This is a genomic window from Pelagivirga sediminicola, assembly GCF_003072125.1.
GTDB lineage: Bacteria > Pseudomonadota > Alphaproteobacteria > Rhodobacterales > Rhodobacteraceae > Roseovarius > Roseovarius sediminicola.
In genome coordinates, this window is record NZ_QCYH01000009.1 from 1 (window position 1) to 22,588 (window position 22,588).

General features: G+C 65.1%; 23 protein-coding genes and 1 riboswitch. Of the genes, 12 read left to right on the forward strand and 11 right to left on the reverse strand.

Annotated elements, in window-relative coordinates; translation table 11 throughout:
• Window positions 1-518: 518 nt before the first annotated feature.
• From DC366_RS14120 to DC366_RS14135, 4 genes are read right to left on the reverse strand one after another with little or no spacing between them, the layout of a single operon-like run.
• On the reverse strand, window positions 519-1,733 hold the full coding sequence (locus tag DC366_RS14120; protein ID WP_207768727.1) for a cytochrome c: 1,215 nt from the start codon (window positions 1,731-1,733) through the stop codon (window positions 519-521).
• Window positions 1,734-1,774: 41 nt separating this feature from the next.
• The gene (locus tag DC366_RS14125; RefSeq protein ID WP_108692884.1) at window positions 1,775-2,317 is read right to left on the reverse strand and encodes a (2Fe-2S)-binding protein; all 543 of its coding nucleotides are present in this window, start codon (window positions 2,315-2,317) and stop codon (window positions 1,775-1,777) included.
• Complete coding sequence (locus DC366_RS14130) at window positions 2,314-3,441, reverse strand: molybdopterin cofactor-binding domain-containing protein (RefSeq protein ID WP_243405141.1); 1,128 nt, start codon at window positions 3,439-3,441, stop codon at window positions 2,314-2,316. Before DC366_RS14130 ends, DC366_RS14125 begins: the two co-directional genes overlap by 4 nt.
• A 34-nt stretch (window positions 3,442-3,475) precedes the next feature.
• The gene (locus DC366_RS14135; protein ID WP_165802921.1) at window positions 3,476-3,751 is read right to left on the reverse strand and encodes a LysR family transcriptional regulator; all 276 of its coding nucleotides are present in this window, start codon (window positions 3,749-3,751) and stop codon (window positions 3,476-3,478) included.
• Window positions 3,752-3,854: 103 nt separating this feature from the next.
• Between DC366_RS14135 and DC366_RS14140 the strand changes: the two genes are divergently transcribed.
• From DC366_RS14140 to mnhG, 6 genes are read left to right on the forward strand one after another with little or no spacing between them, the layout of a single operon-like run.
• Complete coding sequence (locus DC366_RS14140; protein ID WP_108692887.1) at window positions 3,855-6,725, forward strand: monovalent cation/H+ antiporter subunit A; 2,871 nt, start codon at window positions 3,855-3,857, stop codon at window positions 6,723-6,725.
• A gap of 1 nt (window position 6,726) precedes the next feature.
• Window positions 6,727-7,095: a Na+/H+ antiporter subunit C gene (locus DC366_RS14145; RefSeq protein ID WP_108692888.1), complete on the forward strand. Its 369-nt coding sequence runs from the start codon at window positions 6,727-6,729 to the stop codon at window positions 7,093-7,095.
• Window positions 7,092-8,633 (forward strand): monovalent cation/H+ antiporter subunit D, encoded by a 1,542-nt coding sequence (locus tag DC366_RS14150; protein WP_108692889.1) that lies wholly within the window; start codon window positions 7,092-7,094, stop codon window positions 8,631-8,633. The genes DC366_RS14145 and DC366_RS14150 overlap by 4 nt, the downstream gene beginning before the upstream one ends.
• 1 nt (window position 8,634) lies before the next feature.
• A complete protein-coding gene (locus DC366_RS14155; protein WP_108692890.1) occupies window positions 8,635-9,135 on the forward strand; it encodes a Na+/H+ antiporter subunit E in 501 nt (166 codons plus the stop codon).
• A 14-nt stretch (window positions 9,136-9,149) separates the two neighbouring features.
• On the forward strand, window positions 9,150-9,419 hold the full coding sequence (locus tag DC366_RS14160) for a K+/H+ antiporter subunit F (RefSeq protein ID WP_439331662.1): 270 nt from the start codon (window positions 9,150-9,152) through the stop codon (window positions 9,417-9,419).
• Window positions 9,416-9,805 (forward strand): monovalent cation/H(+) antiporter subunit G, encoded by a 390-nt coding sequence (mnhG, locus tag DC366_RS14165; RefSeq protein ID WP_108692892.1) that lies wholly within the window; start codon window positions 9,416-9,418, stop codon window positions 9,803-9,805. The genes DC366_RS14160 and mnhG overlap by 4 nt, the downstream gene beginning before the upstream one ends.
• Before the next feature lie 152 nt (window positions 9,806-9,957).
• Here mnhG and DC366_RS14170 read toward each other — a convergent pair whose 3' ends face one another.
• From DC366_RS14170 to DC366_RS14180, 3 genes are all read right to left on the reverse strand, one after another.
• Window positions 9,958-11,073 (reverse strand): diguanylate cyclase domain-containing protein, encoded by a 1,116-nt coding sequence (locus DC366_RS14170; protein WP_341476699.1) that lies wholly within the window; start codon window positions 11,071-11,073, stop codon window positions 9,958-9,960.
• A gap of 17 nt (window positions 11,074-11,090) precedes the next feature.
• Window positions 11,091-11,678 (reverse strand): heme NO-binding domain-containing protein, encoded by a 588-nt coding sequence (locus DC366_RS14175; protein ID WP_108692893.1) that lies wholly within the window; start codon window positions 11,676-11,678, stop codon window positions 11,091-11,093.
• Window positions 11,679-11,741: 63 nt separating this feature from the next.
• Complete coding sequence (locus DC366_RS14180) at window positions 11,742-13,493, reverse strand: DUF4153 domain-containing protein (protein WP_165802922.1); 1,752 nt, start codon at window positions 13,491-13,493, stop codon at window positions 11,742-11,744.
• 162 nt (window positions 13,494-13,655) lie between these two features.
• Window positions 13,656-13,760: riboswitch (TPP riboswitch) on the forward strand.
• Window positions 13,761-13,862: 102 nt separating this feature from the next.
• On the opposite strand from DC366_RS14180, the gene DC366_RS14185 reads away from it, so the two are divergent.
• The 4 genes from DC366_RS14185 to DC366_RS14200 are packed head-to-tail and all read left to right on the forward strand — an operon-like array spanning window position 13,863 to window position 16,931.
• Window positions 13,863-14,810 carry an ABC transporter substrate-binding protein gene (locus DC366_RS14185; protein WP_108692895.1) on the forward strand — a complete coding sequence of 316 codons (948 nt, stop codon included), beginning with the start codon at window positions 13,863-13,865 and terminating at the stop codon, window positions 14,808-14,810.
• A complete protein-coding gene (locus tag DC366_RS14190) occupies window positions 14,807-15,478 on the forward strand; it encodes a TenA family protein (protein WP_108692896.1) in 672 nt (223 codons plus the stop codon). Before DC366_RS14185 ends, DC366_RS14190 begins: the two co-directional genes overlap by 4 nt.
• Window positions 15,475-16,197 (forward strand): ABC transporter ATP-binding protein, encoded by a 723-nt coding sequence (locus DC366_RS14195; protein ID WP_108692897.1) that lies wholly within the window; start codon window positions 15,475-15,477, stop codon window positions 16,195-16,197. The genes DC366_RS14190 and DC366_RS14195 overlap by 4 nt, the downstream gene beginning before the upstream one ends.
• A complete protein-coding gene (locus tag DC366_RS14200; RefSeq protein WP_108692898.1) occupies window positions 16,194-16,931 on the forward strand; it encodes an ABC transporter permease in 738 nt (245 codons plus the stop codon). The genes DC366_RS14195 and DC366_RS14200 overlap by 4 nt, the downstream gene beginning before the upstream one ends.
• Before the next feature lie 129 nt (window positions 16,932-17,060).
• Here the strand turns inward: DC366_RS14200 and DC366_RS14205 are convergent, their stop codons facing one another.
• The 4 genes from DC366_RS14205 to DC366_RS14220 are packed head-to-tail and all read right to left on the reverse strand — an operon-like array spanning window position 17,061 to window position 20,583.
• Complete coding sequence (locus tag DC366_RS14205) at window positions 17,061-18,623, reverse strand: trimethylamine methyltransferase family protein (protein WP_108692993.1); 1,563 nt, start codon at window positions 18,621-18,623, stop codon at window positions 17,061-17,063.
• Between the two features lie 60 nt (window positions 18,624-18,683).
• The gene (locus DC366_RS14210) at window positions 18,684-19,592 is read right to left on the reverse strand and encodes a DMT family transporter (RefSeq protein WP_108692899.1); all 909 of its coding nucleotides are present in this window, start codon (window positions 19,590-19,592) and stop codon (window positions 18,684-18,686) included.
• On the reverse strand, window positions 19,589-20,302 hold the full coding sequence (locus DC366_RS14215) for an HAD family hydrolase (RefSeq protein ID WP_108692900.1): 714 nt from the start codon (window positions 20,300-20,302) through the stop codon (window positions 19,589-19,591). Before DC366_RS14215 ends, DC366_RS14210 begins: the two co-directional genes overlap by 4 nt.
• Window positions 20,299-20,583, reverse strand: coding sequence for a DUF3572 domain-containing protein (locus tag DC366_RS14220; protein WP_108692901.1), 285 nt, complete (start codon window positions 20,581-20,583; stop codon window positions 20,299-20,301). The genes DC366_RS14215 and DC366_RS14220 overlap by 4 nt, the downstream gene beginning before the upstream one ends.
• An 87-nt stretch (window positions 20,584-20,670) precedes the next feature.
• On the opposite strand from DC366_RS14220, the gene DC366_RS14225 reads away from it, so the two are divergent.
• Entirely contained in the window at window positions 20,671-22,083 is a 1,413-nt protein-coding gene (locus DC366_RS14225) for a diguanylate cyclase (RefSeq protein ID WP_243405142.1), read from the forward strand.
• Between the two features lie 111 nt (window positions 22,084-22,194).
• Window positions 22,195-22,584, forward strand: a complete 390-nt coding sequence (locus DC366_RS14230; protein ID WP_108692903.1) for a DUF983 domain-containing protein — start codon at window positions 22,195-22,197, stop codon at window positions 22,582-22,584.
• Window positions 22,585-22,588: the final 4 nt, after the last annotated feature.

Here is a 22,588-nt window from a genome sequence, read left to right on the forward strand (position 1 = left end):
AAGCCGCGTAAACCAAAAGCCGCACCCAAACCCCTCTGATCAATACGGCGCGCCCACGGCCTTCGCCGAAGGCTTACGATCATGGGGATACACTCAATGGCTCTCGCCGCTCCAATTCTCGCCAAAGAGCTTGAGAAGGTGCGAAAAAAAGCCCGCTTTGCGAGACGCGCACCGCACCCCAAGACAAGATCTGGCGAACGAAGGGCAGCCGATATTTTCGCACGAAGATTGAAGACGCTCGGCGGCTTCGAGCACCGTCCAGAGCCGCGCCATTGGTTCAAGCCGAATGGTCGGCCAGATCAACGAAATGCTGGTCCGCGATCCGGCCACCGGAGACGTCCTCGACCATCAGCGAAACCTCGTGCTGATTGCCAAAATTGCCATGCCCGCAACAACAACCGCGGTTTGGCGGGAAGACGGTTCATCCCATTCGCTCCAGGAGGACCAAACCCCCGACAGAGCTAACTTATCAATGCGAACGCCAAGGAGCCACGTCAGAGCAAATGGCAGTCCAAGTGCTAGTTCATGACTTTATCAACGTCATCTGACGTTATGGAGCTTGCAGCCCCTCCCCATTCGGATCGCAAGTAATTTGCGAGATCAACCACCTCCTGAGTGGAAAGCAGGTCAGAATAGCCGGGCATTTCCTGCATGACCTCGCCGTTGGGATAATGTTGCTCTTCAACTCCGTCCAACAGAACTTTCAGCAGGTTTCCCGGATCAGGCAGGCGGATACTCGTGTTGGTGACCATTGGCGGTGCGATGTGCGGCTTGCCCCCGCCATCCATGCCATGACACCCTGCGCACAGGGCGACGTAGGTATCGCGGCCCTTGGCATGCGCCACCGTGTCGGTAACCTGCGTCGGCTGCACGTCTTTCGAGGGCAGCGGTTCATCACCCATCAGATGGGTCTGAATACTCGCAATGTCCGCGTCGCTCAGATACTGGGTCGAATGTTGCAGAACCGGGTACATCTCCAGGGTCATGGTGCCTTGCGGGGACATCCCGCGGCTCAGGAAATCGCGCAGGTCTTCGGCCGTCCATCCGCGCCCCGCAAGCGCCGTCGGCGTCAGGCTGGGGCCCTGAATTCCGCCGCCCAGATCGCTGCCCTCATATGCCTGCGACAACTTCAACCCGCCCAAGATATTGCGCGGCGTGTGACACTCCTGACAGTGGCCCAGAACATCGGTCAGATAGGCGCCTTCGGTCTGCTCGGCAGACGCGGATCGCGGCAGGCTTACCTTGGGGTTGACGAGGTTCCAATAAGACAGCAGCCACCGTTGGTTGAACGGAAATCCAAGCTCGGGGGCGAGGTTTTCGCGGGCGACGGGCGCCTGGGTTTGCAGGAAAGCGAAAATAGCGTCGCTGTCTTCCTGGCGCATTTCGTGGTAGGACGCAAAAGGCATCGCCGGATATAGCCAGGTGCCGTCACCACGCTTGCCGTCCACAATCGCGTGGAACAGATCCTTTGAGCCGTAGGTGCCGATGCCGGTTTCCGGATCGGGGGTGATGTTGGTGCCATAGATCACACCGAACGGCGTATCTATCGGCAGGCCGCCGGCATAGGGCGTGCCGTCCGGCGACTGATGGCAGGCGGCGCAATCGGCCGCTGCGGACAGGTATTTTCCCCGCGCAACCAATTCCGTCTGATTGCCTTCCAGCGTTGCCTTGGCGGCCTGCTCGTCATAGTCCGATTGAACCGGCCACAGCGGCACCGTTGCCGCGATGATCACGCCGACGACCACAACGGCCAAGACCCACTTTAGGATGCTCTTCATTTCAAAAGCCCCGGCGTGTTCATCACCACCTCGCGCACGGCGCTGTAATAGCGCACGTATCCGGTGCATCGGCAGATATGGTCGTTCAGCGAATCCTCGATAACGGTGTCGATGTCGTCCCGCGCCACCGGCTCGCGCTGCAATTTTTCAACCAATACGGTTGCGGCGTTTACGAATCCCGGCGCACAATACGAACACTGGAACGAAAAGTGGTCGAGAAATGCCTCCTGAATCGGTGACAGGGCCTCGATTTCGCCGGCCTCGTTGCGCTTTGCATGGCCCTCGACGGTGCGGATTTTACGCCCGTTGAAATAATGGGCGCCGGTGATGCAGGTGCGCATTTCGCGGCTTGTGCCGTCCTCGTCATCGACGATGACAACGCAGGCGCGGCACAGACCCTGACCACAGCCAAAACGGCTGCCGGTGAGTCCTGCGTATTCGTGCAGAAAGTCGATCATGGTCAACTCATCCGGCACCTCGACGGGGCCCATCGTCTCGCCGTTGATCGTGAGGCTCAGGTCGCGGGTTGGAATGCTCATGACAATACCTCTTTGATCTTTTCCGGCGTGATTGGCAGGTCGCGTATCCAGTGTCCCACGGCGTCTGCGACCGCATTTGCAATGGCGGGGACGGTGGGGTTCTGGACCACTTCCGCGATGCCCTTGGGGAAGTTTTCCTCTTCGGTCGTCGGCAGATAGTTTACGGTCTGTTTCCAGACGGCAACATCCTTGCCACGGGGCAGGCGGTAGCGGTTGAAGTTCCAGTCGCCCTGTCCCGGTCCGCCCTCATACAAGGGCAGGCCTTCATACAGAGCGTGTCCGACAGACATGGCAATCCCGCCCTGCAACTGGCCCGATACGAACTCGGGGACCAGTATCCGTCCGCAATCCAGACTGGAGTGGTGAGACAGCAATTTGGTCTCGCCGGTGCCGCGATTAACGCTCACCTCGACCAGTGCCGATGCCACCGAGAATCGTGACCAGCTGGAGTTGTCAGCCTGCGGGTCCATGTAAAAGACGTTGCTTCGCTCGATCCGCGTCCAATCTTGCGCGCCGGTCTGGATGGCTACACCGTCCAGCGGCCGGCGCGTTGTTTCCCCGAGGATCTCGAAATCGGCCTCGGCCCAGCCCCAGCGGTCAAAGGCGTGAACCATCGCGCCGGTTACGCCCTGCATGTCATGCGCTTTCGCCGCGATATCGGGCAATGTCAGGGACCGCCCATCGGGCAAGGCGAATGAGCCGTCCTGCCAGCGCGCATCGGCGACAGCGTCCTCGGATACGCCCCAGAGGGATGCCGCCGCGGGCACGATGCCATATTCGTGGATGAGCCGCCCGGCCTCGATCGTGCCGTGGGTGAAATAGAACGCGCTGTTGGTCGCGCTGGAGGCCGAGGCAAAGGCCGGTGTCCAGCGCGGATCCTGCTTCATCTCTTCCTGATGCTCCCTGTCCACCACGAAAGGGTTCAGGGTCACGAACATTTCCAGCGGTTCCCAGTCCAGCGCGGCGCTCTCGATTTCATCGGCGGGTTTGCCGAACCATCGCGCGCACATCATGGCCTGAGTCGAGATCGTGCCGGTGCCGATCTCGACAGCGATGTGCCGCAGCTTCACCTTGCCATCCGGCGACAGCGATACGGACGCGGCGACGCCTTCGTTGGAGGACATCTGCTGGCGCAAAATCTGCGCGCTCCGAATTTTGTTAGCGTAGGCCGTGGAAAACCCTATCGACTTCCTCGGACAGCATTTCCCCCTCGGCTGTGGGAATGACCCAATTCTTGGAGCGATCAAACAGCAAAAAACGGCATCTACGTCCCAGCAGCTTGATAAGTCTGCTCACACCCGGCCGCGTAAGGTTCAGCCGCTCGCCCGCACGCGTGAAGCTGCTAAGCTCGACAACCGGTATCCAATGCTGGCTGCTTGCACCGTTGCCTTGCGCGCAGCGCAGTGCGCGCCGCGACAGCACGCGGGGCGCCATCGCCGCGGGCTCATTCGCGTGATGGGTCGCCAAGATGTCGGTTTTGCTTGAGCCCAAGACGAATTTTGACCACATAGGCACAGCCAGCAGATCAGGAGTTCGCGTGTCCCTCTTCCTTGTCGCCCTATTGCCCTTTCTGGGGGCGCTCTTGCCCGGTCTGATGAATTCCGCCGGGCGGCAGGCCTGTGCGGGTGTGACCGGAGCGGTGACGGCGGCGGCGCTGATCGGTCTTTTGACCAACGCACCGGCGGTCCTGTCGGGGCAGGTGGTACGCGCGGGCATCGACTGGCTGCCCGGCATCGGGCTCAACGTCAATCTGATGCTGGATCCGCTCGGGTTTTTCTTTGCCTGCCTCATCCTCGGGATTGGCCTGCTGATCATCGTCTATGCGCGGTTTTATCTGTCGCGCGACGACAACATGGGCGAATTCTTTACCTACCTGCTGCTCTTTCAAGGCGCGATGGTCGGCATTGTGCTGAGCGACAACATACTGATGTTGCTGATCTTCTGGGAGCTGACATCGCTTTCGTCCTTCCTGCTGATCGGATATTGGAAGCACCTGCCCGAGGGCCGCCAAGGCGCGCGGATGGCCCTGACCGTGACCGGCATGGGCGGCCTGGCGTTGATCGGCGGGATGCTGATCCTGGGCCAGGCCGCGGGCAGCTATGATCTGAGCGTCATCTTGGAGCGGCGCGATGTTATCCAAGCCTCGCCGCTCTATGTGCCTGCGCTGCTGCTGATCCTGCTGGGCTGCTTCACGAAATCGGCGCAATTCCCGTTCCACTTCTGGTTGCCGCATGCGATGGCCGCCCCGACGCCGGTCAGCGCCTATCTGCACTCGGCCACCATGGTGAAGGCCGGAATTTTCCTGATGGCGCGGCTGTGGCCGGTTCTGTCGGGAACGCCCGAATGGTTCGTTCTGGTCACGGGCGCCGGTTTGCTGACCATGGTGCTAGGGGCGGTCATCGCCTTGTTCAAACACGATCTGAAAGCGCTTCTTGCCTTTTCGACGGTCAGCCATCTGGGCCTGATCACGATGCTTCTGGGCACCGGGACCGCATTCGGCGCGATGGCGGCGGTGTTTCACATCCTCAACCACGCGACATTCAAGGCGGCACTTTTCATGTCAGCGGGCATCATCGACCATGCCGCGCATACGCGCGACATCCGGCGGCTGGGCGGGCTGCGGCGACTGATGCCGATCACCTTCGTGATCGCCACGCTCGGCGCGCTGTCGATGGCCGGCATTCCGTTTCTGAACGGGTTCCTGAGCAAGGAAATGATGCTGGAAGAGACGCTGCATACCACGCTGTTCGGCACGCCGTGGCTGGTGCCGGTACTGGCCGTGATCGGATCGCTGTTTTCGGCGGCCTATTCGTTCCGCCTGATCGCGCACACGTTTTTCGGGCCGGCGCGCGATGATTACCCCGAAACGCCGCATGATCCCGGCGCTGGAATGTGGCTGCCGCCCGCGATCCTGATCGTGCCGGTCGTGGCCATCGGTGTTGCGCCGTTTCTGGCAGAGCCCTTCGTCAGACTGGTCACAAGCGCGGTTCTGGGCACGACTGCCGTGGCGCCCGATGTGCATTTCAAGATCTGGCACGGCCTTGTGCCGGCGCTGTGGATGTCGGTCGCGGCCGTGACGGGCGCGCTTGTCCTGCTGGCGCTGTTCGCGCCCGCGCTGCGACTGTGGGACGCGGCGCCGCGCCCCGAGGCAAAGGTCATATTCGACCGTATCATCGCCGCCGCCGTGGCCGCGGCGCGCGCGCTGATCCAGCCGCTGCATGACGGCGCCTTCACCAGATACGGCGCGATCATGGTGGCGACGGTCACCGCCGCGGGCGTGCATGCGTGGAGCACGGGCACCGTCGGCCCTGCCGCATATGACATGATGCCGCTCGATGCGATTGCCATCGCCGCGTGGCTGATGCTGGCCGCGGCGACGCTGTCGCTGGTGTTTCTGCATCGCAACCGGCTGCTTTCGCTGATCCTTCTGGGCATCGTCGGGCTGATCGTGTCGATCGGGTTCGTCTATTTCAGCGCGCCGGATCTGGCCCTGACGCAGTTCACGGTCGAGGTGGTGACGACGATCCTGATGCTGCTTGCGCTGAACTTCCTGCCGAACACGACGCCGGTGGAATCGACGGTCCTGCGGCGCACGCGCGATGCGGTTGTCGCCGTTGCAGGGGGCCTCGGGGCGATGGCGATCGCCTATCATTACCTGCTGCGCGATCCGGTGGCCGAGTCCATTTCGGCGTTTCATCTGGCCAATTCCTACAAGGGCGGGGGCGGCACGAACGTGGTCAACGTGATCCTCGTCGACTTCCGTGGCTTCGACACGTTCGGCGAGATCATCGTGCTCGGCATCGCCGCGCTGCTGATCTATGCCTTGACCGAGGCGCTGCTGGACGGTCCGATCCGCGCGCGTCTTCTGAACCGCAAGCCCGACCAGCCGCGCGCAGGCGACATCCATCCGCTGATGATGGTGGTGCTGACCCGCGTCATCATGCCGGTCGTGCTGATGGTCGGCTTCTACATCTTCCTGCGCGGCCATAACGATCCCGGTGGCGGGTTCATCGCCGGTCTGATCGTGTCGATCGCCGTGGTGATGCAGTATATGGCCAGCGGATTCAGCTGGGCCACGGCGCGGCTGCGCTATCCGTATCACGGGGTCATCGGCACCGGCGTTCTGGTGGCCGGGCTGACCGGCATGGGATCGTGGTTCTTTGGCAAGCCGTTCCTGACGTCCGATTTTGCCTATGTCCGCATCCCCCCATTCGAGAAGTTCGAGCTGGCCACCGCCGCGCTGTTCGATCTGGGCGTGTTTCTGGCCGTGGTCGGCGCGGTGATGCTGTCACTCGAAAGCTTTTCGCGGCTGGCGCGCCGGGCGCATGTTCCCGACAGCGAGCATGCGATGGACATCGATCCGTCGCGCGACACCGGCGAGCCGACACGGCCGGCGAAGGGGGTCTGAGATGGAACTGCTCGTTGCTTCCGCCATCGGTATCCTGACGGCCGCCGGTATCTATCTGGTGCAAAGATTGCGCACCTTCCCGGTCATCATCGGGGTGTCGCTGCTGACCTATGCGGTCAACGTGTTCCTCTTTGCCTCCGGGCGGCTGACCATCGCGGCGCCGCCTATCCTGAACGACGCCGAGACGTATACCGATCCGCTGCCACAGGCGCTGGTGCTGACGGCGATCGTGATTTCATTCGGCATGACGGCCGTGGTGGTGATGATGGCGCTTGGGGCCTATCTGGGCGCCGATGACGACCACGTGAACGAGCCCGCCGAAAGCGATCCGGCCAAACGCCGGAGCCAGGACCGCGAGGACGCGGCATGATGCACTGGATCGCCCTGCCCATCATCCTGCCCGCGCTGGTCGCGCCCTTCATCGTGCTGGCCGCGCGCTATCACATCGCCATTCAGCGAGTGCTGTCCACCGCCGGCGTGCTGGCCCTGATCGCCATCGCCGCCGGGCTGGCGTGGCAGGCGGCGGACGGAACCGTCACCTTGTACCGGCTGGGCGACTGGCCGGCGCCCTTCGGCATCGTTCTGGTCGCGGACCGGCTGGCGACGATGATGATCCTGCTGACCGCCGTGCTGGGCCTTTTCGTCCTGCTCTACGCGATCGGCTCGAAATGGGACGAGCGGGGGCGCCATTTTCACGCGCTGTTCCAGTTTCAGATGATGGGCCTCATGGGCGCGTTCCTGACCGGTGACCTGTTCAACCTGTTCGTTTTCTTCGAGGTGCTGCTGATCGCGTCCTACGGCCTGATGATCCATTCGGGCGGCAACCGGCGGCTGCGGGCGGGCGTGCAATATGTGCTCTACAACCTGCTCGGCTCTACCCTGTTTCTGTTCGCCCTCGGCGCGATCTATGCCGAGACCGGCACCTTGAACATGGCCGATCTGGCCGGGCGTGTCGCGATGATCGATGAGGGCGGCAGCGTGGGGATCCGCGTGGCGTCGGTCCTGCTGCTGCTGGTCTTCGCCATCAAGGCTGCTGTCGTGCCGCTGCATTTCTGGCTGCCCTCCAGCTATGCCAATGCGCCGGGCCCGGTCGCCGCGCTGTTTGCGGTGATGACCAAGGTGGGCGGCTACGCGATCATACGGGTCTATACGCTGATCTTTCCGCCGGACCTTGAGATCACATCGGGCCTGCACAGCGTATGGCTGCTTCCGGCGGCGATGGTCACGTTGGCCATCGGCATGATCGGCGTGCTGGCGGCGCGCAAGCTCGACCGGCTGGTCGCCTATTCGGTGATCGGGTCGATGGGCATGGTGATGATCGCAATCGCGTTGTTCACCCAGGCCGGAATCGCGGCGGCGCTCTATTACATCGTGCATTCCACGCTGGCGGGCGCGGCGCTGTTCCTGATCGCCGATCTTGCGCGCAGCGGGCGCGAAAATCTGGACCTGCGCGCCGCTCCGATGGTCGCGGGCGCGCCCCTGACGGCGGGGATGTTCTTTGCCGCGGCCATCGCCATGGTGGGCCTGCCGCCGCTGTCGGGCTTTACCGGCAAGCTGATGATCCTCGACGCTTCGATAAACGCGCCGCTGGTGGTGTGGATCTGGGCGACGGTGCTGATCGCGAGCCTGATCAGCCTGGTCGGCTTTGCGCGCGCGGGCAGCACGCTCTTCTGGAAGGCGCGCGCCGTCCCGCCCCCCGAAGGCGCGGAGCCCGCATCGCCCCCATCGGCGCTGTCATACACTGCCGTTGGCGGCCTCCTGGCGCTGCTCGCCGCGCTGACGGTTCTGGCCGGGCCTGTGCACCGCTATACCACCGCCATCGCCGCGCAACTCTTTGCGCCGGCGCCCTATGTCTCAACCGTGCTTGAGACCCCCGGCAAGCTCAGCATCCCCGCAGAGGAGCATTGAGATGACGCGCGCCTTCTACTGGCTGCTTCCGCACCCGATCCTGACCCTGCTGCTGACGGCGGTGTGGCTCTTGCTGCAAAACACGCTGTCGCCGGGCATGGCGGTGTTCGGGCTGATCCTGGGCATCCTGATCCCGTGGATCACAGCGGCATGGTGGCCCGAGACGCCGCGCGGTTTCCGGCTGGGCCGGATGAGCGTCTATGTCGTGATCGTGCTTTGGGATATCATGGTGGCCAACGTGCAGGTCGCGTGGATCGTCCTGACGAAACCGAACGCCCAACTGCGCCCCGCCTGGGTGGTGGTCCCGCTGGATCTGCGCAAGCCCGAGGCGATCACGATCCTTGCGGGCACCATCACGCTGACCCCCGGCACCGTCTCGGCGGACTTGTCGGACGAGGGGCACAGCCTGCTGGTCCACGCACTGCACACCGATGACCCGGACGCGGTCCGGGACGATATCAAGCACCGTTACGAGCGCCGCCTGCTGGAGATATTCACATGAGCCTTGCGACCGACATGATGAACATCGCCCTTTGGATCGCGTTCGTTTCCGTCGCCGCGGCACAGATCATGGCGATGATCCGGCTGATCATCGGCCCCGGGGTCGGCGACAGAATACTGGCGCTGGACACGATGGTGGTGAACGCGATCGGATTGATCGTGCTGCTGGGCATCGCCCAGGGCACGGGCATCTATTTCGAGGTCACTTTGATCATCGCCATGCTCGGGTTCGTCAGCACCGTGGCCTATGCGCGTTTCGTGCTGAGAGGGGATATCATCGAATGACCTGGGAAATCGTCGCGGCCTATGCCATCGCATTTTGCCTGATCGTCGGGGCCGCGTTCTCGGTCATCGGATCTATCGGACTGCTGAAGTTCAACGATGCGATGACGCGGCTGCACGCGCCGACGAAGGTCGGCACCGTCGGGATCGGCGCGCTTTTGCTTGCGTCGATGATCCATTCCTATGCGTTCGGTATTGGATCCTTCCACGAGGTTCTGATCATGGCGTTCCTCTTCGTCACTGCGCCGATTTCGGCCAATTTCATGGCCAAGGTAAATTTGCACAAAAGCAACTGCCCCGAGCCGCCCCAGCCCCCGCAAGACGAGACCTGGTCCACCCTAAACGTGCCCGAAGCCGATCTGGAACTGGCCGAGCAGACCAAGGGATAAGACGGGCCCGCGCACGTCTTCCGATCAAAAAAGCGCCGACAGCGGCCTGCCACGCGCGGGCCGGAACGCGGCCGAGAGATGCAATCGCGGCGGATGCAAGCGCAGCGCGTGTCATGCGGGTTTCCGCTCACACCTGCGTGAGGCAAAATCCGTCAGGCGCCAACGTCCTTTTCGGCGTCCGAGGACGAAGATCGAGGCGCCGCGCGCCGCTCGACCACGCCATCTGCAGGCATCAGGCCATCCACCGATTGATTCAGATCCGCCGTGAACGCCACATGACAGCCCCGCCCGCTCCGCTTTGCCGCGTAAAGCGCGGTATCGGCTTCCAGCATGAGACGCGTCATGTCAGGGTGCGGATGATCGCATGACAGGACCGATCCCGCGCTGGCCGAGACGTGGCACATCCTGCCGCCAAACGCGATCGGCTGCTTCAGGCGGGCGATGAGGCGCGATGCGATGTCATGAACCCGGCAGCGGTCCGTCAGCCGTTTGAGCACGAGGACGAATTCGTCACCCCCGACGCGCGCCACCGTGTCGTCGCTGCGGGTCTCCTCGATCATGATGCGCGCGACCTCGCGCAGCACATGATCCCCGGCCGCATGTCCCATGCTGTCATTGACCGACTTGAAATAATCCAGATCGATATGGATCAGCGCAAAGTCATGTTCGGCCTCGGCCAGCCGGTCCAGCATGTAGTCCAGCGCCCGGCGATTGCGCAGCCCGGTCAGCGTATCGGTATACGCCTTCTCCTCGGCCGCGATCATCGCCCCCTGCAGGCGCTGGTTGAGCGAGCGGGAGGCATCCATCGCGGCGGTCTTGGCCTCGACCAGGTAGAGCATCTCGACCGTCAGGTCCGTGGCGGAAAAATCGCGGCTGGTAAGGCCATATTCGCGCACCGAATCGACCACCGATATGCCGAAAGACAGATCGATCAGCGCGCCGCCCGCCGGGCCGGTGCCGGGCGCCAGCGGCACCAGCATGCCCTTCAATTCGGTCTGCAGCGCGCTGCGCATGCGCAGGTGCAGCTTCGTTCCGGCGTGGTCCATCAATGCGGGCACCGACATGCCGATCTGCGGGCGCCGCAGCTCGAACAGATCGTGGAAGGGAACGCCGATCAACGGCGCAGCATCGAACATCTTCATCAAGGTTGGTCCGGCATGGACCGAACGCCCGGCTGCATCCAGCATCAGGTGCATCGGGCACAGCACGTCCATCATCGCCGCGAATTGCGCCGCGCTGCCGGCGGGCACAGAGGCCGGATCACTCAAGGCGCCTTCCTGCATCTTCATCCGGTCCCTACCCCCAAATCGAAACGGCGTCCGCTGGCGTGTTCTACCGCCAGCAATTGTATGTCTATCACCTCCGCATCGCCGCGCGCACCCTTGTGCTCCAGCACGGCCAAAGCGCCGTAATCATCGGCCAGCGCACGCAGCAGCCCGACCACCACATGCCCCCATCCGGCCGTCTGGCCGCGGCAGAATGCACTGAAATGGCCGCTGCCGTGCTCGCGCAGTTCCAGATCCGGAAGGACCAGATCGGGGACCGCGAGGCGTGCGCGCGCGGGCAGATCATCCAGTGAGTGCAGAAACTCGGTAAATGTGGGGCCGCCAAAGCGCAAAAGACGGCGCAGCGCCTCCACCTTGGGATGCGATACGAGATATGTACCGATATCCTCAAGAATGTCCTGCTGCGGGCGGTCCAGAACGCTGCCGAGGGCCGACAGGACGTCATGCGTGACCTTCGCATCATAGGTCAGCATCGCCTCGAACTCGGAATAGTCGAGGCCCGCGCGCCGCATCACGGTGCCCCAGATATCGCGCCCATAGGTATCGCGCACGAACCGTTCGATGGCCCGATTGATCATCCCATGCATGTCGTTCCTCGCTTCTTGCCCGTTCAGCTATGCATGAAGCCCCTTAACAAAGTCCGAACATCTTCAATTTTCCGGAAAAAGCATCATCCCGTCCACGTCCAGCACCGTGCGCGGCGCCGAGGTCAGCCGGAAACGGCCCTCGAAAATCTCGACCATCATCGCCGTGGACACGTAAGGATAGCTTCCTCCCAGAATATCGCGGGCATAGCCCCGCTCGGTCAGCCGTCCGTCCTCGATCTCATAGGCGATCAGGCGCGCACCGTCGTCGCCCTGGGCAAAAAAGCCGATGGCGCGCTCGTCTCCGGCCAGCGGATCAAAGGCGGCGACCACGATCACGCAGCCCGGATGCCCCCCGGGCAGGCGACGCGCGCATGCGGCGTGGATCTCTCGCCGCGCATTCGCCTCAAGCATGTCCAGCGCGCCGTCCGGCAGGGCCGCACCCTCAGGGCGCAGTGGCACGACACCGTCCAGCGTGGCGATATCCCCGGCCGCGGCCTGGTTGTAGGTCCAGCGCGCGCTGCTGTTGCGCGCCTTTTCGATCAGCGCCAGCATGGCTTCGTCACCCGCGCCCCTCGCGCGGGTTTCAAGCTGGCGAAGGCCGCGTTTGCCGGCGATGCCCCATTCATGGGCCATCTCCCACAAGGCAAGCGTGTCCTTGGGCGCGCCCGCCTCGGCGCGCGCGATCTGGCTGGTTGTCGACAGCCGCTCGGCGTTCAGCGCGGGCGTCAGCCACAGCGCCGCGATGGCCAGCGTCACCAGCGCCATCCAGCGGTTCACCGCGCGCTGGCCGCGCCGCCAGCCGCTGCGCCGCACGAGGGCCGCCGCATAGGCCAGCGAGTATACCAGCACGATCAGCGCTGCGATCAGCGCCGCCACGCGGTCGGGCGTCAATCCATACTGGGCCACGCGCAACCCTATCGCCCACAGCGCCAGCGCCGCCGGAACCGGCAGCAACAGGCTCAGCAGACGCGTGGCGCTGAGCATGCCAAACCCCTGCACCGACATTCCGTCATCGCGGTGGATTGCCGTCGTGATCAGCGTGATCCCCGCCACCGTCACCGCGATCAGGGTCGCGGCGGCTGAAAACTGCCCGAAGAGATTGCCAAGACCGCGAAAGGGAAGCGCCGCGATGAAGATCGCCAGAACTACCAGAAGCGCGGGCAGCAATACGCGCAGAAGCTGGATCACCAGGAAGGGCGACAGAAGATCGCTCAGCTCATGCACGATCGCAAGGCCAAGGCCCAGCGCCAGGCCGCTTATCAGGTAGGGCACCGGGCCGATGTCGATCAGCCGATCGATGATGTGGATGCCGACAAGGCCCAGCAACTGGTCCGACAGCAGCAGCACCAGCCACATGGCGCCAGTGAAAAGCCACGCCGCCGAATACCGCACGACCAGCGCCCAGGCCGCATCGAACAGCATCCCGTAATGGCGCCAGCCGCCATGGCGCTGCAAGCCCGCCACGACGAACGGCACGCCAATGGCCAGAAGCCAGGAAAATGCCGCGATGCCGTAGCCCTCGTTCAGAAACGGCTCGACCTGCGCGTGGCGAAAACTTGCCCATAGCAGCAGCGCCGCCGCCGGAACCGACATGCCCAAGCCCGCCGCGGCCGCAACGCCCAGGCGCACCGGCCCCAGCAGCGCAAGCAGCACGGTGAAAAAGCCAAGGCCCGCCGCAATCAGCAGCAAAACGATGCGTGGATTTTCGATGACATCCGGCACGATCTCGGCCAGCGCCCAGACGCACAGGCCCGAGACCGCCCCGACAAGGGCAAAGGTCAGCCGCGCCGACGCGATGGGAAGTTGGGGAATCATGTCGCGCCTCCGCAGGTTGAACCTGGCGCAGCCTAAAGCGTTTTGCCCAATAGCTAAATCGCCGAAATTTCGTGCTGCCGTCGTCCGCGGATTGCCGGTGCGCGGCGGCGCGCGGTCCGGATTTTGCCGCCTTGCCACCCGGCGGCGGGGTTGATACGCTTGTTGCATCCGTTGGGGTGCTCCGCATTGCCGGGGCTGAGAGGCAGCAGCCGACCCATCGAACCTGATCCGGTCAGTACCGGCGTAGGGAACGGAGATTGCAGGCACTGCCACACGCGTGCCCGCGCCATTTTCCGCTCTTTGCGTCCGTTCGCTGGCCCCCGCCCACTTGCCCCGGCCCTTGCCGTGGCCCTGACAGCCGGAGCCGCCATGAAACGCCTCGCCCTTATTGCCGCCCTTCTGATCGCCGGACCTGCCGCAGCGCAGGACCGCATGACCGTCGTGCTGGACTGGTTCATCAATCCCAATCACGGACCCATCGTGATCGCGCAGGAGCGCGGCTATTTCGCCGATGAGGGACTTGAGGTCGAGATGATCGCGCCGGCCGATGCCTCGGCCCCGCCCAAGATGGTGGCGGCGGGCCAGGTCGATCTGGCCCTGTCCTACCAGCCGCAATTGCATCTGCAAGTGGCCGAGGGGCTGCCGCTGATCCGCGTCGGCACGTTGATCGCCAGCCCGCTCAACTGCCTGCTGGTGCTGAAGGACGGCCCCGTCGCCTCCGTCGCGGACCTGAAGGGCCGCAAGATCGGCTATTCGGTTGCCGGCGTCGAAGAGGCCCTGCTGGCCGCGATCCTGTCGGCGCATGACATCGCGCTGGACGAGGTCGAGATGATCAACGTCAACTGGTCGCTCGGCCCGTCCGTCATGTCCGGTCAGGTCGATGCGGTGATCGGCGCCTATCGCAATTTCGAGCTGAATCAGATGGAGATCGAGGGCGTACCCGGCACCTGTTTCTACCTCGAGGAGGTCGGCGTGCCGTCCTATGACGAGCTGATCTACGTCGCCAACCCCGAGACGATGGACAGCGCGCGCATCGCCCGGTTCATGCGCGCGACCGAAAAGGCGACGCAATACATCGTCAACCATCCCGGCCAAAGCTGGGAGATCTTCAAATCCACGGCGCCCGAGCTGGATGACAAGCTGAACGCGCGCGCCTGGCTGGACACGATCCCGCGTTTCGCCCTGCGCCCCGCCGCGGTCGATACGGGCCGCTACGCCGAATTCGAGCGATTCCTCGGCGAGGCTGGATTGCTGACCGGCGCGCGCGCTGTCTCGCAACTGGCCATTGATCCGAACGCGGCGGCGGAGGCAGACTGATGTATGGCGAGACCTTTGCCGCATGGCGCGCCGAGGCGGCGCAGGACTGGCACGCCTATACGCACCATCCTTTCGTCGAGGGACTGAAGGACGGCACGCTACCGCGTGAGGCGTTCTTGCGGTATCTGGTGCAGGATTACGTGTTCCTCATCCACTTCTCCCGCGCCTGGGCGCTGGCGGTGGTCAAGGCGGGCACGGTCGCGGAGATGCGCTTTGCCACCCGCGCGCTGGACGTGCTGCTGAACGAGGAAATCGCGCTTCACGTCGCCACTTGCGCACGCGAGGGGATAGATGAGGCCACGCTTTTCGCCGCGCCCGAGGCGGTACAGAACATCGCCTACACGCGTTATGTCCTGGATGCGGGCCATTCGGGGGATTTTCTGGACCTGCTGGCGGCGCTGGTGCCATGCGTGCTGGGCTATGGCGAGATTGGCCTGCGGCTCGCCTCGAGCCGGGGAAATGCATCCTATGGTGACTGGATCGAAACCTATGCAGGCGACGCGATGCAGACGGCCTGCCACGAGGTCGGCGCGCTTCTGGACAGCGCCGTCGCCCGCCGACTGGGCCCGTCGCCGCAAGCGTCGCCCCGCTGGGACGCGCTGTCACAGCGCTTTGCCACCGCGGTGCGGCTGGAAATCGGATTCTGGGACATGGGCCTGACCGGATGACGGCGCCGGGCATCACGCTGGAGGGCCGCGTCGCCATCGGCGGCGCGCCCCTGATCCCGCAGGTCCGGCTGGAGGCGGGCGCAGGCCAGTGGACCTGCCTTCTCGGCCCGTCGGGCGCGGGCAAATCCACGCTGCTGCGCCTGATCGCCGGTATCGCGGACGAGGCCGACCTGACTGGGACGCTAAGCGCCACTGACGGCGCGGCGCTCAGCGGGCGGGTGGGTCTGATGGCACAGTCGGATCTGCTGCTGCCCTGGCTCACCGTCATCGAGAATGTGACGCTGGGCGCGCGCCTGCGCGGAACAGAAGCCGACGCGCACCGGGCCGCGCAACTGCTGGAGGAGGTCGGGCTGGCCGATCATGCGGGCAAACGCCCGGCCACCCTGTCGGGCGGACAGCGCCAGCGCGCCGCGCTGGCCCGCACCCTGATGGAGGACCGGCCGATCATCCTGCTGGACGAGCCCTTCTCGGCGCTGGATGCACGCACCCGCGTGCAGATGCAGGATCTGACGGCCCGGCTTTTGCACGGGCGCACCGTTCTGATGGTGACCCATGACCCGGCCGAGGCCGCGCGGCTGGGCAATGCGATCCTCATTCTCGACCAGGATGGTCTGCGCCGCCGCGCGCCCGCGCCCGGTGCGCCGCCGCGGGCGGTGGACGATCCCGCCACGCTGCAGACCCAAGGCGCGCTCTTGGCCGAATTGCGGAGCACGCCATGACGCGCGGCGCCAGTGTCCTTGCCTCGATCCTCGTCGCGCTTGCCGGATGGCAGGCGATCATCATCGTGACCGGTGTGCCGCGCTTCATCCTGCCCGGCCCGGCCCTCGTGGCCCAAACGCTCTGGGGCAGTCGCGCGCTGATCGCGCATCATACGATGATCACCGCCATCGAAGTGCTGGCCGGGCTCGGCCTCGGCGCCGTGCTGGGCGCCGCGACAGCCATCGCTCTGGCCGCGTCCCCGGTCGCCCGCGCGCTGGTGCGTCCGATGCTGATCTTCAGCCAGGCGGTGCCCGTCTTCGCATTGGCGCCGATCCTGACGCTCTGGTTCGGCTATGGCATCGGCTCGAAAGTGGTGATGACGCTGCTCGTGATCTATTTCCCGGTGACGTCGGCCTTCTTCGACGCGCTGATGCGCACGCCGCAGGCGTGGATCGACATGGCTCGCCTGATGGGCGCCAGCCCCGCGCGCGTCATGCGGCATATCCGCATCCCCGCCGCACTGCCCGGCTTTGCCTCCGGCCTGCGGCTGGCGGCAGTCTATGCGCCCATCGGGGCGATCATCGGCGAATGGGTGGGCGCATCGAAGGGGCTGGGATACCTCATGCTGCTGGCCAATGGCCGCGCGAAAACCGATCTGATGTTCGCCGCGCTGATCGTGCTTGCCGTCTTTACCGTCCTGCTGCACGCCGCCGTCGATCGCGCCTGCCGCGCCACGCTCGACAGGAACGCCTGACCGCGCAGGATCGCCAACCATGGATTATGAGTATTTTTGCCAAGATGAAGGCGCGGGCAGCTGGCTTCATCTTGGTCCAAATACTCATAACGACGACAGACGCAGGCGCGGCGGCGTTTTGAAGTGCGCTCAGTAATCGGTCGGGCAGCCGCCTTCGGATTTGCGGCGCGCAACGAAATCTGCCAGCTCTTCGCGTATGGGCGCATCCATCGGGGGCGGCTCGAAACTGGCGATGATGTCGCGGAATGTCTGATGCGCACGCTGCGCGGTCCAGATGCCGCCTGCGGCCTCCCATGCCTCGTAGTTGCGCCAATCGCTGAGGAATGGCTGGTAAAACGCAGTCGTATAGCGGTCCTGCGTATGCTGGATGCCAAAGAAATGGCCCTGATTGCCGACCTGCGCGATGGCCTCCAGCGCGATCTCGTCCGGGCCGGTGCGGGTCAGTGTCGGGTCCATGTAGCGCTGGATATGCTGCAGGATCTCGCAATCCATGACGAATTTCTCGGGGCTGGCGATCAGCCCGCCCTCCAGCCAACCCGCCGCGTGATAGACCATGTGCGTGCCGGATTGGACGGCCGACCACAGGCTGTTGGATGTCTCCCATGTGGCCTGGGCGTCGGGCACGTTGGCCGCGCAGACGCCGCTGGCGCGCATCGGCAGCCTGTAGAGCCGCGCGAGTTGCCCGGTCATCTGGGTGGCGCGCATGTATTCGGGCGTGCCAAAGGCCGGAGCGCCGGATTTCATGTCCACGTTGGAGGTGAACGTGCCGATCGCGCAGGGCGCGCCGGGGCGCACCAGCTGCGCCAGCACCACGGCGACCAGCGCCTCGGCCAGCGATTGCGCGACGGCGCCCGCCAGCGTCACCGGCGCCATCGCCCCTGCCAGCGTGAAGGGCGTCACCACAAGGCCCTGCCCGCGCCGCGCCAGCCGCATCCAGCCGTCCAGCATCGGCTCGTCATGTTTGAGCGGCGAGGTGGAGTTGATGTTGGTGAACATCCGCGGGCTGGCGTCGAACTCGGCATGGCTCAGCCCGCCTGCGATGCGCACCATCTCGATCGCGTCCTCGACGCGTTCCTTTCCCAGCGAATAGGCATGGGCAACCTTGTCGGTCAGCGTGAGCTTGTCATAGAGCACGTCGAGGTGGCGCACCGAGGCGTGGATATCCTGCGGCTCGACCGGATAGCCGCCGATGAAGTGGATGCAGTTGAAATACTGGCTCAGCTTCAACAGGTTCGCACACATCTCGCGCGTGCCGGTCACCTTGCGGCCCAGCGCCATGTCCCAATAGCTGGGGGGCGAGGACACGTTGCCGAAATTCAGATGCCGCCCGCCCATGGTGATCTGCCGATCCGGGTTGCGGGGGGTGAGCGTCCATTCGGGCGGCGCCTTGGCCACCTCTTCCATCACGAAATCGCGGCCCATGCGCAGGTTCGTTCCCGAAATCGTGCAGCCACCGCTTGCGCGGAACACGTCCAGCGCCTCGGCGTTCAGGATCTCGATCCCGATCTCTTCGAGGATGCGCATCGCGCCTTCATGGATCGCGGCGACGCCTGCATCGTCCAGGGGTTCGGTCGGGCGGTCGGTGTTTATGGGCGGCTGCCACGGCATCTGCTCGATCACGGCGGTGCCGCGCCGCTGGGCATTGCCGGACCGTCCGCCTGTCCGCCTGCGGCGTTGCAGCTCTTCGGTCATGTGCGCCTCCTTTCGCGCTGGCACGGGTCCATCGAACCACGCGGCGCGTCGGGACGTCATTCACTTTGCGGCAAGGTTTGTCGTTTTTGCGATCCCGCGCCGCACCGCGCGCCGCGCGTGCATCAGGTAAAGCGCGATCGCCCCCACCACGATCGCCCCGCCCAGCAGCATCATCGGCGTCATCGCCTCGCCCAGCGCCAGCCAGACCCATACCGGGCCCAGCACGGTCTCGAGCAGCAGCAGCAGGCTGACATTCGCGGCCGCCGTATAGCGCGAGGCAAAGGACAGCGCCATGAACGAGGTCGGCAGTATGATGCAGCCGGTAACGGCGATCGCCCAGACATTGCCATCCGGCATTTGCGCCGGGCCGGTCACGCTGACGCCCGCCGCACCGGCGCAGAGCGCGCCAAGCCCGATCAGAAGCGGGATGGGCAGCTGCGGATGCGCGCGCAGCACGACAAAGTTCATCGCCAGCATCGCCGCCACGCCCAGCCCCGCGAAGGCGCCGAACACGACCGCGCCTGCCGTGGCCACCGCGCCCGAGCCGCCCAGCACGGCGATGCCGATCCCCGTCGTCACCACGGCGATGGTGATCCATGTTGCGCGCGCCGTCCGCTCGCCCAGAAGCACCCAGGCAAAGAGTGCGGCGAAAATCGGCGTGGTCGCGACGCCGAAAAGCACCATAGCAACGGGCGCGCCCGCGATCCCCAGCGCGAAAAGCGTCGAGTTGAAGAACTGGCACGCCACGATGGCCAGCCCCGCGCCGGTGCCCGCCGCCGCCAGATCCGCGCGGCGCCGCCGCGACACAAGCGCCCAGATCATCAGCAGCGACGCGCCCATGAAAATGCCGCGCCAGCCCATCATCTGGGGTCCGCTCATCTCGGACAGGCGCAGGAACATCGCGTCCGGCGTCAGGGTCAGCGCGCCGAAGGCCGCCAGCGCCAGTCCAAAGGCCGGATGCCCCCTCACGCCCCGTCCAGCCAGGCGGGGATATGCCCGATATCGGGCAGGACCGCGTCGGCATATGGCGCCAGCTCCGGTGTCTCGGCGATGCCGGTCAGCACGCCCAGCGTATGCATCCCGCCCGCGCGCCCGGCGATCAGATCATGGGTGCTGTCGCCGACCATGGCCACGTCGCGCGGTGCCATTCCCATCGCCTTGGCGAAGGCCAGCAGGGCGCCCGCCTCGGGCTTGGCGCCGTGGCCGGTATCATAGCCGGCGATGAAATCGAAATGGTCCAGCACACCGGCACTGCCCAAGTGAGCGCGCGCGCCGTATTCGGTATCGTTCGTCACCAGCCCCAGTTTCAGCCCGCGCGCCGCAAGACCTGTCAGGAATGGTGCCAGCGGCACCGCTGGCGCAAGCGGCGCATCGGCCGAGGTCAGCCGGATCTGATCCTCGATCCGCTGCGCATCGGCGCCGGGGATGGCGGCGGCCAAGAGCGCCGCGCCCTCGCCGCTGGTTGCGCCGATCAACGGGCTGGAGGGCAGGAAGCGGCCGGCGGCCAGATCGAAATCCACCGCGCGCGCCAGCGTATCCGCGGACGCACCATGTTCGGCCGCCAGCGCATCCAGCAGATCGCGCGTCCAGTCGGCCCATGTCGTATGGAAATCGAACAGCGTGCCGTCCTTGTCAAAGATGATGCCGCCGATATCGGCCCGGCGCACAGGGTCCGTCATGTCCAATGCTCCTGCTCGCCGCCCGGCAGCGCATGGCGCGCGCGCATCGGCGCATCGTTGGCAACGCCTGCAAAGGCGCAGAACTCGATCACCCAATTGTCATTCATCATCACGAAATCCAGAACCGCGCCCAGAAACGCGGGATCCGAGGCGCCCCGGCGCAGATCATCCTGCCCGGCCCCTGTCGCACCCATGAAGACCGGCAGCAAATCGTCATTGGCCAGCAGCCAGCCGAGGCATTGCAAGGCGAGGGTTTCGGCGGATTCCCGCGTAGTCGGCATAAGTGTAAAATTCCCGGAAAGGTTTTCTTAACTACTTGCATGGATAGTCAGAGATCACAAAAGGGCAAGTCAGAAAGGGCGTGGCCCATGTCAGGCAAAATCATGATCGTCGATGCGGTGGCGACCAACCGTATCGTGCTGAAAGTGAAACTTTCGGCGGCGCATTTCGAGGTGACGCAGGCGTCGTCGGGCACCGATGCGCTGCAGATGGCGCGCGCAGGGCGCCCCGATCTGATCATCGTCGGCGCGGCGCTGCCGGATATGGAATCCGCTGGGCTGATCGCCGCATTGCGCGCCGGGGCGGGCACTGCCGTCATCCCGATCGTTGCGCTTTTGCCGGACGACACATCGCAGGCACGTGTGCGCGCGCTGCATGCCGGGGCCGATGACGTGATCACGCAGCCGGTGGAGGAGCGGATCATGCTGGCGCGCCTGCGGGGCCTTTTGCGACAGCACCATGCGCTTCAGGACATGCGGCTGAATGCCGGCACCGATTGCGCCGCCGGTTTCGGCGAGGCGCAGGGCGGGTTTGACCGGCCCGGGCGGATCACGCTTCTGGGCCTGCAGATGTCCGATGCGATGGCGCTGCGCACGCGGCTGCGCAGCGCCTGCCGCCACCAGGTCACCGCGCTGCGCGCCGGCGGGCCGGTCACCTCCGCGCCGGGCGCGCCGGCCGCCGACGTATTCGTGCTGCTGATCCCCGGCACCGCGGGCGATCCTGCCGCCGGGGCGACCGGGCTGGAGCTGATGGCCGAGCTGCGCGCCGCGCCCGAAGCGCGCCACAGCCGCATCGTGGCGGTGGTGCCCGCCGCCTGCCAGCCACTTGCGGCCAGCTTGCTGGACATGGGCGCCAATGACGTGATCGTGGGCGACGTGGACCTGCCGGAATGGACGTTGCGCCTGACCCGCCAGATCCAGCGCAAACAGGCAATCGACCAGCTGCGCACGCGCCTGCATGACGGGCTGCGCGCGGCGATGATCGATCCGCTGACCGGGCTCTACAACCGCCGGTTCGCGATGCCGTTCCTGCGCGATCTGGCCTTGGCGCCGGATGACCGGACACGGGATTTCGCCGTGATGGTCGCCGATCTGGATCACTTCAAGCGGATCAACGACCGCTTTGGCCATGCGGCCGGGGACCGCGTTCTGTGCCACGTCGCGGACCTCTTGGGCGCGGGCGTGCGCGAGGGGGATCTGGTCGCGCGCATCGGCGGCGAGGAGTTTCTGATCATCATGCCGGGCGCCTGCGGGGACGAGGCGCGGCGCACCGCGGACCGGCTTTGTCGGCGCATTGCCGGGGCCGGGATCATGCTGAAGGGAGAGTGCGGGCCGGTGCCCGTCACCATCAGCATCGGCGTCGCCATGGGGCGCAGCGGCCATACCGAGCAAACCGCCGGGCCCAGCTTGGATACGCTGCTGGAGCAGGCCGATGGTGCGCTCTATCGCGCCAAGGCGCGCGGGCGCAACACGGTCACCATCAGCGCCCGGCCCGCCGCGTAGGGCACGCCGCCTGCGCGGCAAAACCGCGCGACTGCGTGCGATGCGTCAGCTTGCCCTTTCAATTTTCGCCAAGCTGCGACAAATTGCAGGCAATCACGCTTCGAGGCATCCATGACCGACACCATTCCGACATCTTCCGAACGCGAGCTGTGGCCCGCGCTTCGGAAAGGATTTCGCTGCAAATGCCCCAATTGCGGGTCGGGCCCCTTGCTGAAAAGCTATCTCAAGGTGCGTGACAGCTGCGCGGTCTGCCGCGAGGATCTTTCACAGCATCGCGCCGATGACGGCCCGGCCTATCTGACGATCCTGTTCGTCGGGCATATCATGGCGCCGGCCCTGCATATCGTGTTCGTGCAGTTTCGCCCCGATCCGCTGATCCTGTTCACCATTTTCGCCATCGGCTGCGTGGGCCTGTCGCTCTATCTTCTGCCGCGGCTCAAGGGCGCGGTCGTGGCGTTTCAATGGGCGCGCCAGATGCACGGCTTCGGCTCCGAGGCGTGAGGGC

Bases quoted from the DNA above. Each gene is read 5' to 3' on its own strand.
- DC366_RS14125 (WP_108692884.1), bottom strand. From the start codon at position 2,317: ATGAGCATTCCAACCCGCGACCTGAGCCTCACGATCAACGGCGAGACG.
- DC366_RS14130 (WP_243405141.1), bottom strand. From the start codon at position 3,441: ATGTCCTCCAACGAAGGCGTCGCCGCGTCCGTATCGCTGTCGCCGGAT.
- DC366_RS14135 (WP_165802921.1), bottom strand. From the start codon at position 3,751: ATGGCGCCCCGCGTGCTGTCGCGGCGCGCACTGCGCTGCGCGCAAGGC.
- DC366_RS14145 (WP_108692888.1), top strand. From the start codon at position 6,727: ATGGAACTGCTCGTTGCTTCCGCCATCGGTATCCTGACGGCCGCCGGT.
- DC366_RS14150 (WP_108692889.1), top strand. From the start codon at position 7,092: ATGATGCACTGGATCGCCCTGCCCATCATCCTGCCCGCGCTGGTCGCG.
- DC366_RS14155 (WP_108692890.1), top strand. From the start codon at position 8,635: ATGACGCGCGCCTTCTACTGGCTGCTTCCGCACCCGATCCTGACCCTG.
- DC366_RS14160 (WP_439331662.1), top strand. From the start codon at position 9,150: ATGATGAACATCGCCCTTTGGATCGCGTTCGTTTCCGTCGCCGCGGCA.
- mnhG (WP_108692892.1), top strand. From the start codon at position 9,416: ATGACCTGGGAAATCGTCGCGGCCTATGCCATCGCATTTTGCCTGATC.
- DC366_RS14175 (WP_108692893.1), bottom strand. From the start codon at position 11,678: ATGCATGGGATGATCAATCGGGCCATCGAACGGTTCGTGCGCGATACC.
- DC366_RS14180 (WP_165802922.1), bottom strand. From the start codon at position 13,493: ATGATTCCCCAACTTCCCATCGCGTCGGCGCGGCTGACCTTTGCCCTT.
- DC366_RS14185 (WP_108692895.1), top strand. From the start codon at position 13,863: ATGAAACGCCTCGCCCTTATTGCCGCCCTTCTGATCGCCGGACCTGCC.
- DC366_RS14195 (WP_108692897.1), top strand. From the start codon at position 15,475: ATGACGGCGCCGGGCATCACGCTGGAGGGCCGCGTCGCCATCGGCGGC.
- DC366_RS14200 (WP_108692898.1), top strand. From the start codon at position 16,194: ATGACGCGCGGCGCCAGTGTCCTTGCCTCGATCCTCGTCGCGCTTGCC.
- DC366_RS14205 (WP_108692993.1), bottom strand. From the start codon at position 18,623: ATGACCGAAGAGCTGCAACGCCGCAGGCGGACAGGCGGACGGTCCGGC.
- DC366_RS14215 (WP_108692900.1), bottom strand. From the start codon at position 20,302: ATGACGGACCCTGTGCGCCGGGCCGATATCGGCGGCATCATCTTTGAC.
- DC366_RS14220 (WP_108692901.1), bottom strand. From the start codon at position 20,583: ATGCCGACTACGCGGGAATCCGCCGAAACCCTCGCCTTGCAATGCCTC.
- DC366_RS14225 (WP_243405142.1), top strand. From the start codon at position 20,671: ATGTCAGGCAAAATCATGATCGTCGATGCGGTGGCGACCAACCGTATC.
- DC366_RS14230 (WP_108692903.1), top strand. From the start codon at position 22,195: ATGACCGACACCATTCCGACATCTTCCGAACGCGAGCTGTGGCCCGCG.